Here is a 12,576-nt window from a genome sequence, read left to right as displayed (position 1 = left end):
GAAGAGACGTACGGCCACGAACACCACTGCCGCGATCACCAGGAGCCACAGGATGATCGCCCACACGCCGCCATGCCACAGCGAGTGGAAGCCGAAGTGGTGGAAGAAGCCGCGACCCCCGTGGCGGGTGAATCTACGCAGCGCGAACCCCAAGACGCCACCGCCTGTGATTCCATCGATCACGCGGCCCTACCTTCTTGAGTGGATCCCGTGGGTTCGTGACCCTCGGATTGCGCGAGCGGGGTAGGGATGGTTCTCACGCTGGCCACCCCTCGCGACTGTCTGTGCTTGAGCCGGCTTCAGCCGAAGGCTAGCAGAACCGGAACGTTGCGGCCGGGCAGCCGGAGTGCGGGAGTAGTCGCGGGGCGAGGTCGGAGAGGGCGGAACTGGCGGTAATATCCGCTGTTCAGGGCGTGACCTGTGCTACGGTCGCCACGTCACAGGGGGATCAGGACGCGTACATGGGGGTGTGCGATGGGAACGTCCGGGGACCGCGTCGTGCGGATGGGGTGGGGGCTGGCGGTGGTGTTGCTCGTCGCTGGGTGCGTGAGTGTGCCGAGCGTCGCCCCTGAGGATCCCGTGGTGGCTGCGGCCAGTGCTGCGGACCTGACCGCGGCCCGCGCCGGCTATGTGGATCTGATGCTCGGGAACATCGTGCAGACCACCCGCGGCGCGCGCGATGGCGTGATATTCGCGGTCGTGGCCGATTATGGCGGCGGCTACGTGACCACGGCCAGCGTGACCGGCGCGGGCGGCACTTCCGGCGAACTGCTCACGTTCGACACCGTGATGGGCGCCACCGGTGTCACCGACCGGATGCAGGGCGAGACCGATTTCGGTCCCTCGGCGATCGGCTGCTTCCGGTTCACGATCGGGTACTACGGCAACGTCTCGCATCGCGGTATCCCGTGCCCGGCCGGCATTTCACCCTCCGCAGCGTTGGCAGAGGCGCGGCGGCAGGCAGCCGCGGCGCAGACGGCGCGTGCTTTGTCCGTTTTTGTCAAGGCAAGCCGCTACCGCTCGATCTGGCCGCGGCGGTCCAGGATGGCATCGGCGTGCCTGCGTCTGTGGGCGCTTCAGGTGGCGCTCGGCCGTCGGCCACGGTCAGTGCGCCGCCACTTCGCGCGATCGACTTCGCCGCCGCGGACGGTGTTGCGGCGCTCTCCGTGCCGCAGCCTGATGGGGCGTGTGTCTACCTGCGCTTGACCGGTACGCGTGCCAAGGGCGGTTCGCCGGGAGGCGTGTCCATCTATGGGTGGGCCGCTCCCACCAGGGATCCATGTACCGGGCGATCTGCGCTTGCCGAGGGCGGTTATGTCAGCGTCGATCCTTATGCGGGTGGTTGACGCGCGTACGGACCGTCGCGCTGTCTGATCGCTGCTGAATCAGCGTCCGATTATCCGATTCACGACACTGTATGGCCGCTATGGCTTGACGCGGCCATGACGCTGGTGTGGGTTTAAAGCTGACGGGTAGCCCGGACGGCCTCGCGGCGGTGCCACGGGCGTCCGTGTCGCGTGGGCAGGTAATGGCCGGAGGCAGCTGGAGGCTGATCGTGACTGACGAGACTGGCTACGCGACCGGAGGCGGTGCCACACACCGTGTGGTGATCATCGGTTCGGGCTTCGGCGGGCTGTTCGCGGCTCGTGCGCTGCGGCGTGCCGACGTCCGGGTCACCATGGTCGCCGCGACGCCGCACCACCTTTTCCAGCCGCTGCTGTACCAGGTGGCGACCGGGATCCTCTCGCAGGGCGAGGTCGCGCCGGCCACGCGCGAGGTCCTGGCCCGCCAGCGCAACGTGCGGGTTCTGCTCGGCGAGGTCACGGACATCGACCCGGACGCGCGCACGGTGACCGCGCGCGCTCCCGGCCGCAGCGCGCCGTTCCACGTCGAGTACGACAGTCTCATCGTGGCCACCGGCGCGAACCAGTCCTACTTCGGCAACGACCGGTTCGCCGAGTTCGCGCCGGGCCTCAAGAGCATCGACGACGCGCTTGAGCAGCGCGGCCGGATCTTCGGCGCGTTCGAGCTGGCCGAGTTGGAGCCCGACGAGGAGGCCGAGCGTCGCCGGCTGACCTTCGTCGTGGTCGGCGCCGGGGCCACCGGCGTGGAGATGGCCGGGCAGATCGCCGAACTCGCGCACCGTGCGCTGATCGGCGAGTTCCGCCGGCTCGACCCGCGCAATGCGCGCATCGTCCTGGTCGACGCCGCGCCGATGGTGCTGCCGGGCTTCGGCGATCCGCTCTCCTCGAAAGCCGCCAAGCGGCTGCGCGAGCTCGGCGTCGAGATCAAGCTGGGCGCCATGGTGGTCGGGCTCGACCAGAACGGCATCGAGATCAAGACGCGGGACGGCGGGCACGAGCGGATCGAGGCGCTCACCAAGGTCTGGGCCGCCGGGGTCTCCGCCTCGCCGCTCGGCCGCACGCTCGCCGGGCACGCCGGGGCCGAGGTGGACCGGGCCGGCCGGGTGAAGGTGAACCCGGACTGCTCGCTGCCCGGCTACCCGGACGTCTTCGTGGTCGGCGACCTGATGGCGTTGAACGACCTGCCCGGCGTCGCGCAGGTGGCCATCCAGAGCGGTCGGCACGCCGCCAGGCAGATCGTGCTGCGCCTGGCGGGCAAGCCGGCCGGCGAGCCCTTCCACTACCACGACAAGGGCAGCATGGCCACGATCTCCCGCTTCAACGCGGTAGCCAGCGTGGGCAGGGTGAAGGCGAGCGGGTTCGCCGCATGGGTGCTCTGGCTGGTCGTGCACCTGATGTACCTGGTCGGGTTCAAGCACCGGGTGACCACGGTCATGCACTGGGCGGTCAGCTTCGTGGGTCGCGGCCGTTCCGAGCGCGCCGTCACCGTTCAGCAGGTCTTCGGCCGCACGGCGCTTGAGTGGCACGCCGCGCAGGGACCGGGAGCGGCGGCAGGGGAGAACGAGGGCGAGAGCCGGGCGAAGGTTAGCTAAATTTAGGTAAATTGTTTCGGGGGCGGCGAACCCCGGGCAGGGGCGGCTCGACGGCGCGGCGGGTGGGAACGGTAACGGGCAGTAACGGACGCGGCGGTCATTCCTCGGGTCCGTGTCCTTCGCCGGCCCAGGGCAGCACGGCCCATACGGTCCGGCCGCATCCGTGCTCGTTCGTCACGCCCCACAGTTCCGCCAGCGCGTTGACGAGTAGCAGTCCGCGGCCGCTCTCCACGTCGGGCTCGCGCACCTGCGGCCCCGTCGCGCCATGGCCCTGGTCGGTGATCGCCAGATAAACGGTCTCCGTCGTCGTCTGAAGCCGACAGGTGATCTCGGTGCTCTCCGTGTGTACCAGCGCGTTTGTGAACAGTTCGCTCACGACGAGGGCGGCGTCGTCGTACACGGGCTCCGTGACTCCCCACTGGCGCAGGCGCTCGCCGACGCGGTGGCGGGCCGCGGCGACGCTCGTACCGTGTGCGGGCAGTTGGAAGATGTCGCGGTGCAATAACTGCGTTTCATCCTCGAACGAGTCGGTCGGAAGAGTGATGGTCGCGGCGGAGGTGTCCGCGACGGCACGGCCCGCAGCCGGAGTGACGCCCGCGGTCGGGCGGGAACGGTTCACGAGGATCTCGCCTTCCGAACGAAGGTGACCGAGCTTCCCGCGACGCGCCGGGGAGTACGAGTGCGGGAGCTGAATCACAGGAATCACTATGCTGTCCGCCAGCAACGGATGGCAAGAGTCAACCTGGAATTTGCAGAACTAGATGAGCAGACTGTTCGCAGCGTTACCGACATGGCACACTGAGCCGCATGGCGGCCGGTGCGGAGGCAGAACGTGAGCGGTGACGTGCGCTCGTCGGGCGGCGCCCCGACGGTGATGCGGATGGTTCTTGGTCGGCGACTACAGGATCTGCGGGAGCGGGCCAGGCTCACGTACGAGGAGGCGGGTGCGGCGCTCGACGTCACCCACTCCACGATCCGCCGCATGGAGAAAGCCGAGGTGAGCCTGAAGATCCTGTACGTGGACCGGCTGCTGCGCACCTACGGCGTGACCGAGCCCAGCGAGATCGAGGCGTTCCTCAACCTGGTGCGCGAGGCCAACCAGCCCGGCTGGTGGCACCGCTACCGCGACGTGCTGCCCGACTGGTTCAGCGCGCACGTCAGCCTTGAGGTCGAGGCCGCGTTGATCCGTGCGTACGAGCCGCACTACGTGCACGGACTCCTCCAGACTCCCGACTACGCTAAGGCGGTGCTACGCGCGGGTCTCCCGCACGCCGCCGACGCTGAGATCAACCGATTGGTGGATTTGCGCGTCGAACGGCAGACTCTGCTCGCGCGCGACGACGCGCCGCGCTTCTGGGGCGTGATGGACGAGACGGTCTTCCGTCGCGCCGCCGACCCGAAGGTGCTGCGCGCGCAGGTCGACCATCTGATCGAGATCAGCCAACTGCCCAACGTGACCCTCCAGGTGATGCCCTTCGGCGCAGGCCCGCACCCCGCCATGTACGGGCCGTTCTGTATCTTCCGGTTCCGTTTCCAGGAACTGCCGGACATCGTCTACAGCGAATCGCTGACGGGCGCCGTCTACATCGACGACCGGGACGACGTATCGGTCTACCTGGAAGCTTTGGACCGGATGTGCGCACAAGCCGCACCCGCACCATCCACTGAGGCGTATCTCAGTGGTATTCGCAAGGAGATCTGAAGGATGAGTGACATATACAACGGAATGCCGGCGACCCACCTGGGTTCGCACGGCTGGATGAAGCCATGGAGCGGAGGGAACGGCGGAAACTGCGTCGAGGTCCTCAAGCTCCAGGACGGCAGGATCGCCGTACGGCAGTCCACCGACCCGGAAGGGCCGGCGCTGCTGTACACGGTGTCCGAGATGACCGCGTTCATCGAGGCGGCCAAGGACGGCCGCGCGGACTTCCTGCTTTCTTGAGGCGATGCCGGAGCGCACTCGTTCCGGCAGCACAGGCAGTACCTGCAACATCCGCAATACCTGCGCCACCAGCAACACAGGCAGTACAAGTGAGACTGGCAGTACCAGCAGGACCGTTCCCCATGTAGGTGCGCCGGAGACAACCGGGCACTGACCGCGGTCCGAACACCGTCCCGGTTCCGTCGAACGAACGGAGTTCCGCCCCCACGGGCCTCACCCCCACAGGTCCCGCGGGCTCCCGCCACGAGGCGGAACCGGGCGCAAGCCGCGCCGTGACCGTCCGGTCCGGCGCGTTTCGGCCCTTTGCGGCGCGCAGTCATGTGATGCTCCGACAAGTGATGATCCGCCGGGCCGAAGCCGAGCGATCGTCACGGGAGCCAGCCGGTGACCGACCCGAGCCAGCAGGCGCTGGTCGCCGAGCTGACGACGTGACTGAACGCCGGGGCGACGCTCACCCGGACTGTGTCGGATTCGGCAGCCTTCCAGAACGCCGCCGCAGTCCAACTGTTCGACGCCTGATGGCCGCTGTCGCGCCAAGCCGAGTTCCAGAACGGGATGGGCACCGGCCTGTTCGATGCGTTGATCGGCGCGATACAGGTCAACGAGTCCCCGGCCGGTGGCCCGCAAGCTGTCCCTCCGGCTCGCCCGCCTCGTCTGCCTCGTCGAGCCAGGCGTAGGCGCACGAGGGCTCGTCCTTCCAGCTCGGCGGTAGGGGTACGCCGACAAGTGATCTGCGCGCATGCTCGGCCGGAGTGTGGCCGCCCCGATCCCGGCCCGGCACTGCGGCGACGGCAGCCTGTCCGCCTGTTGCAGTGCTCTGCTCGGTTCTCCTTCCCAAGCCGCCACCGAGTCGGCCGCGACAGTGTGCCCTGGCGGCTCGACCTGCTCGGCGGGTGACCAGCGGTGCGCGGACTCGATCATCCAGGACGTGCTCGGCGACATCGCCGGCCCGCCGGTCATCTGGCAGAACCGGCCGACGTACCGGCAGGTGGTGGAGTTCCCGTCCGGACCATGACGGGATGTCGTAAGTGGCTTCGTGGCGCGGCACCAGACCCGGGCCCCTCAGTGAAAGGGTTGAGGAAACCCGGACCGTTTCACGCCCTTCCATACGTTTCACGCCGTTCCATGCCATGAGGGATGAGGGCGCGTCGGCAATTCTATTCACCGACAACTTTTTTTGTCTTGACAAGATGAATCGTCGGTGAGAGGCTGAGGCTATGTTCGAGGTGACGGTGATCGAGGACCCGGCGGCCGCGGAGGCCTCGCTGGATCCGGTGCGGGCGAGGCTGCTGGCCGAACTCGCCGAGCCCGGCTCGGCGACCGCGCTGGCCGCCCGGGTCGGGCTGCCGCGGCAGAAGGTGAACTACCACCTGCGCGAGCTTGAGCGGCACGGCCTGGTCGAGCTGGTCGAGGAACGGCGCAAGGGCAACATGACCGAACGGGTGCTGCGCGCCACTGCCGCGTCCTACGTGATCTCGCCGGTCGCCCTGGCCGCGGTGCAGCCCGATCCGAGGCGCTCGCCCGACCGGCTTTCGGCGCACTGGCTGCTCGCGCTCGCGGCGAAGCTGGTGCGTGACGTCGGCGAACTGCTGGTCGGCTCGGCGCGGGAGCACAAGCGGGTGGCCACGTTCGCGATGGAGGGCGAGGTCCGCTTCGCCTCCGCCGCGGACCGTGCCGCATTCGCCGAGGAGTTGGCCGGCGCGGTGGCCGCGCTGGTCGGCAAGTATCACGACGAGACCGCCGCGCACGGGCGCCCGCACCGGGTGATCGTCGCCGTGCATCCCGCCATCACGCGTGGCACGCCGGATCCGGCCCAGGACGTCAAAACGGATGAAGAAGACAACAAGGAAATCGAGGAGTCCTGAGATGACGCACGAATTCGAGGTCCGCGAGCAGATCGAGCTGGACGCCACGCCGGAGCAGGTCTGGGAGGCCATCGCCACCGGCCCGGGAGTCGACTCCTGGCTCATGGGGCGCAACGAGATCCAATCCGGCCTCGGCGGCCGCAACAAGATGGACATGGGCGTCTTCGCCATCGAGTCCACGGTCACCGCCTGGGATCCGCCCAAGCACTTCGCGTTCAAGGGCGATCCGGCGCCGGACGGAGCGTTCCACGCCTTCGAATACCTGATCGAGGGGCGCGACGGGGGCAGCGCCGTGCTGCGGTTCGTGCACAGCGGATTCCTCGGCGGCGACTGGGAGGCCGAGTACGACGCCCTGCGCAAGGGTGATCCGGTCTACCTGCACAAGCTGGCGCAGTACGTGAAGTACTTCCCCGGCCGCTTCGCCGCGCCGGTCGGCGGGTTCGCGGCGCAGGTCCCCGACAAGGAGCACGCGTGGCGGACGATCTACGGCGGGCTCGGGCTCTCCGGTTCGGTGCCCGTCGGCGAGAAGGTGCACCTGACCCCGTCCGGCCTCGCGCCGCTCGACGGCGAGGTGTTCTTCCTCAACGAGGACTTCTTCGGCGTACGCACGGACGACGGCATTTACGTGTTCATCCACGGCTACCAGGGCGCGGTGGTCCTCGGGCACCACATCTTCGGCGGGCCCGGTCAGCCGGCGCCGGACGTCAAGGAGGCTGAGCAGGCCTGGCAGTCGTGGCTCTCCGGGCTCTTCGCCTGACACGCCTCGTGTTGCACCTGACACGCCTCGTGTAACGTACACGGGTAACGTACGCAAGCCTCTGGCCGGGTCGTGGGGACCTGGCCAGAGGCTTGTCACGTTATCCCGCCGAGTTGTGCCATTTCTGAGGAGAACTCTTAGGGAAGCGCCGTAGCCTCGCACTCGGTGCCGGTTCGCGAACAGCGAGATTCTGGCAATAACTGCGAAAAGCTCCGGCTGATCGGTCTGCGACAGGTCGGCGGCCTTGTTAGCCTGGCTTGCGTGCCCAAGCTGTATGCCCCGAGCGGCCGTCAAGACCAGCCAGTCTCAGGCGTCGGCGACGAGGTGACCGACATCGACTCGAAGAGCGCATCCCCCGGGCGCGAGGTGCCGCCGCACGGCGCGTCATCGCGGCACGGTGACGTGCCGGAGGAGATGCGTCCCCGCGCCGACGCCGTCGAGCCTGACGAATCCGTCACCGGCTTGGGCGTGAGGGCGACAGATCACAGTTTGGGCAGTGGCGCGGGCAGCGGCGTCGACAGCGGCTCCGGTGCCACCCGAATGCCGACGTTCCCGGAGCCGCCTCGCCGAGAATCGGGCCATCGCACGCTGCGCCGCTCCTTGCTCAGCTTCTCCGGCGTCGTCAGCGGCCTGGTCACCCAGACCTACCGGCGCGGCGTCGAGATCGAGTTGATGCACCGGGCGTTCGGTTTCGCCGCGCTGGGCTTCGTGACGCTGGTCCCGCTGCTGATCGTCGTCGCGGCCGCCGCCCCGCTCAACGGCCGCACCTTCCCGGAGTGGGTGATAGCCGGGGTCGGCCTGTCCGGCCGGGCGTCGACCGCGATCAACCGCCTGTTCGGGCCCACCAACCGGGTACTGTCCACCACCACCGCGTTCAGCCTCGCGGTGCTGGCGGTCTTCGGCCTGTCCTTCGGCGCGATGGTGCAGACCGGGATGGCGCGCGTGTGGGAGCTGCCGGCCGCGAGGCTGCTGTCGGTGTGGCGCCAGGCGCTCTGGCTGGCCGTGCTGGTCGGGCTGCTACTGCTCGGCGCCGACGTGCTCGGCCTGCTGCACGACGGCTGGTTCATCACGACGCTGCGATGGCTCGCGACGACCGGCGGCGCGACGCTGTTCTTCTGGTGGACCCCGCGCTTCCTGCTCGAAGGCCGGGTGCCCTGGAAGGCCCTGCTGCCCGGTGCGGTCCTCACGGTGATGGGCCTGGTCGGGCTGCGGGCGTTCTCCGCGGCGATCTTCGCGCCGCTGCTGGTCTCCAGCGCCATCACCTACGGCGGGATCGGCGCGGTCCTGATCCTGGTCACCTGGCTCATCGGCATCGGCTACGTGATATTCGGCGCGGCATTGGTCGGCCGGGCCGTGTACGAGGTCTGGGGCGGCGAGACGCCCTAAGGCGTGCATCAGGGGCCGGCGGTGCTCTGAAAGCGCGCGGCTCCAGGTTGTGCCTGGCTGTGTGCGAGCGTTTGCATTGCGTGTAGGCGAGATGTAGGCCGGTTTTACCAGACTGTGTTCGGTGCGCCGGTGTGGCATGTGCACGGGGCATGCCACACCGACGCAGGCGGCGTAGCATGCCCGCATGGCCGCTGCAGACGGGGTATCCAGCGACGACGCGGAGATGCGAGGAGATACATACTCGACGATGAATGTGCTCGTACTCGGTCCGGTGGGGGTCGGACCGGTTGCGCCGCCGGAATCATTGCTCACTCCGACATCGAACATCCTGCGTGCGGTGCTCGCCGCGCTCGCCCTGGCCGGGACCGCCGGCCTGTCGGCGGGGGAGTTGTTCGAAACCGTCTGGGGTTCGCGTGACGCACGCTCGATGGACTCGACACTGACGGTGAGCATTCACCGCTTGCGGCGGTGGCTGCGTTCGGCCACGCGCGGTCAGGTGTCCGTGACGCGCACGACGAGCGGTTACGCGCTCGGAGTGCCGGACGGCGAAGTCGACGCGTTCCGGTTCCTGCGGCTGGTCGACGCCGCCGAACCGCTGGCGGGCACGGCAAAGGCCGAGGCGCTCGGCGAGGCGCTCGCGCTGTGGCGTGGGCCGGCACTGGCCGACATTCCGGACGGCAGCGCCGACCAGGACACCGTCATGCGGCTGGAACTGCGCCGCGTCACGGCCACCGTGGACTACGCACGTGCGCTGCTCACGATCGACCAGGGCGAACAGGCCGTCCAGGTGCTCAGCCCGCTCGTCATGGACCATGCGCTGGACGAGCGGGTGATCGGCGCGTGGATCGAGGCACTGGCCGCGACCGGCCGACAGGCCGACGCGCTCGACGCCTACGAGCGGCTACGGCTGCGGCTGCGCGACGAAATGGGCGCAGACCCCGGCAGAGCCCTGAGCCAGGCCCTGATGCGCGTGCTGCGGCAGGAGGTGACGCCGAGCGAGGCCGAGGAGCCGAGGGAGCAGCCCGCGCCGCGTCGCGACATCCTGATCCCCGCGCAACTCCCAGCGGACACGTACGTCTTCACCGGCCGAACCGACGCACTCGCGCGGCTCGACGCGTTGCGTCGCGACGCCTCGTCGGCAGGGGCGCCCTACCGCATCGTCACGCTGACTGGTGCCGGCGGCGTCGGGAAGACCGCGCTCGCCGTCCACTGGGCTCACCGCGCCGCCGCGTTGTTCCCCGACGGACAGATTTACGCGAATCTGCACGGCTTCTCCGCGTCGCCTCCGGAACGGCCGATCGACGTCCTCGGACGGTTCCTGAGGGCGCTCGGGGTCAACGGGAGCAGCGTGCCGGTGGACTTGGACGAAGCGGGAGCGCTTTACCGCTCGCTGCTGGTGAACCGCCGTGTGCTGATCGTTCTCGACAACGCTGTCAACGCCGCGCAGGTGCGCCCGCTGCTGCCCGGCGCCGAGACCTGCCGGGTACTGGTCACCAGCCGGGATCGGCTCGACGGCTTGGTCGCGCTCGACGGGGCTTACCCGATCGGCCTCGACGTTCTCCCGGAACGTGAGTGCGTCGAACTGCTCGCGCGCGTGCTCGGCGAGTCCCGCACCGGCGCCGAGCCCGACGCGACGCTGAGCCTGGTGCGCGCCTGCGCCGCGCTGCCGCTGGCGTTGCGGATCGCGGCGGCGCAGCTGGTGATCCACCCCGACCGGTCGATCGCGCAGTTCGTCGCGCAGCTCACCGACGGCGTGCGGCTGGACTCGCTGGCCATCGGCGACGACGAGCTCAGCCAGGTGCGTGCCGTCTTCGACCTCTCTTACGCCCGGCTCGACCCGCTCGCGGGCCGGTTGTTCCGGATGATCGGCGCGATACCCGAGGTCGATCTCACCGCGGACTCGGTCGCCGCGCTGCTCGGCGGCGATGCGCGGCAGGCCGAGGCGGCGCTCGACGGCCTCGCCGGCGCGCATCTGATCTCCGTGCATCTGCCGGGTCGGTACGACTGCCATGACCTGTTGCGCGAGTACGCGACCGAACGCGCACGGGCCGAGGACACCGGACAGGAACGCGAGGCGACGCTGAGCCGCCTGGCCGACTGGTACGAAGCCGGGGTCGTGAAGGCCGTGGACGCCGTCTACCTGGACCGCGATCGGCTCCCCGCGCCGCCGCAGGCGCAGCAGCGCGCGGCGGCGCTGTTCGCGACGCCGTTCGCGGAATCCGCGGACGCGCTCGGCTGGCTGCGTGCCGAGCATCGCAACATCCTGGCCGTCATCGAGCACACGGCCGACCACGGCGCGCTGCCGAGCTCCTGGCGGATGGCGTGGGCGCTGCGCCCGCACTTCAAGACCTCCGAGCTGCACATGGACTGGTTCACCGCGGTCGCCGCGGCCGAGCGCGCCTTGGCCGACCGCGCGGATCCGCTGGGTCTCGCGGCGCTGAACCTGCTGTTCGGCGACGTGGCCCAGCTGCGCAGCGAGGCCGGAGCGGGCAAGGGGCGTCTCAAGCGCGCGTACGAGGCGGCTCGCGAGGCGGGTTGGCCGCAAGGCGCGGCCGCGGCCCAGATGCAGCTCGGGCTCGGGCACTTCGACGAGGGCGACCTCGAAACCGCCAAGGGCTGCTTCACGCAGGCCGCCGAGCAGTACCGGGCGAGCGGCTCGAAGTACGGCGAGTCGCGCGCCACTGCCAATCTCGGCCTGGTGTACTGCGACACCGGTCCGCTGCGCACCGCGGTCGAACTGCTCGCCCGCGCCGACGCGACGCGGCTCGAAAGCGGATACGTCGGCGCCCGCGCCCACAGCCTTTGCTCGCTCGGCTACGCGAACTGGCGGGCCGGCGATTTCGCCGAGGCGCGCCGCCTGCTGGACCAGTCGCTGGAACTGGCCGAGTCCAACGGCGACACGCGCGCCGCCCGGCTCGCGCACTGCGACCTGGTCGCCCTCGACTGCTCGGTCGGCGACTTCGCGCAGGCCCGCTACCACGCCACGCTGGCCGAGTCGCTCGGCGCGCAGGCCGGCACGCCGCGTCCGCTCACCCAGACGAACTTCGCCTGGGGGCTGGTGTACGAGGGCGAGCGCGACTACGTGCGTGCACAGGAGCTCTACGACGAGGTCCTGCGCCAGGCGCTCCAGTTCGGCGACTCCAACCACGAGATCTGCGCCCTGATCGGCGGCGCGTCGGTGTGCCGGGCGTTGGGCGCGCTGCCGGAGTCGCTGCGGCGGGCCCAGCGGGCGCTCGCGCTCAGCCACGACCGCGGCGTCCGGTTGTACGAGGCGGACGCGCTGGTCGAGCTGGCCGAGACGAACCTGGCGCTGGGCAACGTCGACCGCGCCTGCCGGCATGCCGAACGAGCCGTGGCGCTCGGCGCGGAGATCGGATATCAGCACACTCACGCGAAGGCGATGTGTGCGCTCGGCGACGCGCTGCGGCAGGCTGAGGGGGAGCAGGCCGCGCTGCCACACTGGCGCGCCGCGCACGACCTGTTCGTCAAGCTCGGCTCCCCGCAGGCGCGGGAACTGCTGGCGCGCGGGTACTGACGGCAGCGTTCTTCCAGAGTTCTACGTCATAGACAAGCCTTCGAAGCCTGACGAAGATCTTGAAAACGCGTCCGGCACATATCGGCTCGCCCGATCGGTATTCGCTGGCAGACCGGAGCGCACTGGGCGCCTGGC

11 protein-coding genes and 1 pseudogene are annotated in these 12,576 nt (G+C 69.4%); 9 read left to right on the top strand and 3 right to left on the bottom strand.

The features are described 5' to 3' along the window. A pseudogene (locus tag VGS97_RS19240) lies at positions 1-183 on the bottom strand (hypothetical protein); the annotation flags it as partial. A gap of 456 nt (positions 184-639) precedes the next feature. On the opposite strand from VGS97_RS19240, the gene VGS97_RS19235 reads away from it, so the two are divergent. Both VGS97_RS19235 and VGS97_RS19230 read left to right on the top strand, forming a co-directional pair. After that, a complete protein-coding gene (locus tag VGS97_RS19235; protein ID WP_326854970.1) occupies positions 640-1,206 on the top strand; it encodes a hypothetical protein in 567 nt (188 codons plus the stop codon). A 349-nt stretch (positions 1,207-1,555) separates the two neighbouring features. Further along, positions 1,556-2,956, top strand: coding sequence for an NAD(P)/FAD-dependent oxidoreductase (locus VGS97_RS19230; protein WP_326854969.1), 1,401 nt, complete (start codon positions 1,556-1,558; stop codon positions 2,954-2,956). A 97-nt stretch (positions 2,957-3,053) separates the two neighbouring features. Here VGS97_RS19230 and VGS97_RS19225 read toward each other — a convergent pair whose 3' ends face one another. Continuing rightward, the gene (locus VGS97_RS19225) at positions 3,054-3,575 is read right to left on the bottom strand and encodes an ATP-binding protein (protein ID WP_326854968.1); all 522 of its coding nucleotides are present in this window, start codon (positions 3,573-3,575) and stop codon (positions 3,054-3,056) included. Positions 3,576-3,836: 261 nt separating this feature from the next. Between VGS97_RS19225 and VGS97_RS19220 the strand changes: the two genes are divergently transcribed. Then, positions 3,837-4,658, top strand: a complete 822-nt coding sequence (locus VGS97_RS19220) for a helix-turn-helix transcriptional regulator (protein WP_349262189.1) — start codon at positions 3,837-3,839, stop codon at positions 4,656-4,658. Between the two features lie 3 nt (positions 4,659-4,661). Continuing rightward, complete coding sequence (locus tag VGS97_RS19215) at positions 4,662-4,898, top strand: DUF397 domain-containing protein (protein WP_326854966.1); 237 nt, start codon at positions 4,662-4,664, stop codon at positions 4,896-4,898. Positions 4,899-5,266: 368 nt separating this feature from the next. Here VGS97_RS19215 and VGS97_RS19210 read toward each other — a convergent pair whose 3' ends face one another. Then, the gene (locus VGS97_RS19210; RefSeq protein WP_326854965.1) at positions 5,267-5,461 is read right to left on the bottom strand and encodes a hypothetical protein; all 195 of its coding nucleotides are present in this window, start codon (positions 5,459-5,461) and stop codon (positions 5,267-5,269) included. Positions 5,462-5,637: 176 nt separating this feature from the next. Here VGS97_RS19210 and VGS97_RS19205 point away from each other — a divergent pair, with 176 nt between their 5' ends. The 5 genes from VGS97_RS19205 to VGS97_RS19185 all read left to right on the top strand — a co-directional run bounded on the left by VGS97_RS19205 (position 5,638) and on the right by VGS97_RS19185 (position 12,441). Further along, positions 5,638-5,913: a hypothetical protein gene (locus VGS97_RS19205; protein ID WP_326854964.1), complete on the top strand. Its 276-nt coding sequence runs from the start codon at positions 5,638-5,640 to the stop codon at positions 5,911-5,913. Positions 5,914-6,115: 202 nt separating this feature from the next. Beyond that, positions 6,116-6,763, top strand: a complete 648-nt coding sequence (locus VGS97_RS19200) for a helix-turn-helix domain-containing protein (protein WP_326854963.1) — start codon at positions 6,116-6,118, stop codon at positions 6,761-6,763. Position 6,764: 1 nt separating this feature from the next. Continuing rightward, positions 6,765-7,520 carry an SRPBCC domain-containing protein gene (locus VGS97_RS19195; RefSeq protein WP_326854962.1) on the top strand — a complete coding sequence of 252 codons (756 nt, stop codon included), beginning with the start codon at positions 6,765-6,767 and terminating at the stop codon, positions 7,518-7,520. A 261-nt stretch (positions 7,521-7,781) separates the two neighbouring features. Further along, positions 7,782-8,906: a YhjD/YihY/BrkB family envelope integrity protein gene (locus VGS97_RS19190; RefSeq protein WP_326854961.1), complete on the top strand. Its 1,125-nt coding sequence runs from the start codon at positions 7,782-7,784 to the stop codon at positions 8,904-8,906. Positions 8,907-9,210: 304 nt separating this feature from the next. Next, a complete protein-coding gene (locus VGS97_RS19185; RefSeq protein WP_326854960.1) occupies positions 9,211-12,441 on the top strand; it encodes an ATP-binding protein in 3,231 nt (1,076 codons plus the stop codon). Positions 12,442-12,576: the final 135 nt, after the last annotated feature.

The sequence above is a fragment of the Actinocrinis sp. genome (genome assembly GCF_035946395.1).
In the GTDB taxonomy this organism is placed as follows: Bacteria; Actinomycetota; Actinomycetes; order Streptomycetales; family Catenulisporaceae; genus Actinocrinis.
This window is presented reverse-complemented; position numbering and strand designations above follow the sequence as displayed.

Coding starts and splice junctions, on each gene's coding strand:
- VGS97_RS19215 (WP_326854966.1), top strand. CDS start 4,662: ATGAGTGACATATACAACGGAATGCCGGCGACCCACCTGGGTTCGCAC.
- VGS97_RS19195 (WP_326854962.1), top strand. CDS start 6,765: ATGACGCACGAATTCGAGGTCCGCGAGCAGATCGAGCTGGACGCCACG.
- VGS97_RS19220 (WP_349262189.1), top strand. CDS start 3,837: ATGGTTCTTGGTCGGCGACTACAGGATCTGCGGGAGCGGGCCAGGCTC.
- VGS97_RS19235 (WP_326854970.1), top strand. CDS start 640: ATGCTCGGGAACATCGTGCAGACCACCCGCGGCGCGCGCGATGGCGTG.
- VGS97_RS19205 (WP_326854964.1), top strand. CDS start 5,638: ATGCTCGGCCGGAGTGTGGCCGCCCCGATCCCGGCCCGGCACTGCGGC.
- VGS97_RS19200 (WP_326854963.1), top strand. CDS start 6,116: ATGTTCGAGGTGACGGTGATCGAGGACCCGGCGGCCGCGGAGGCCTCG.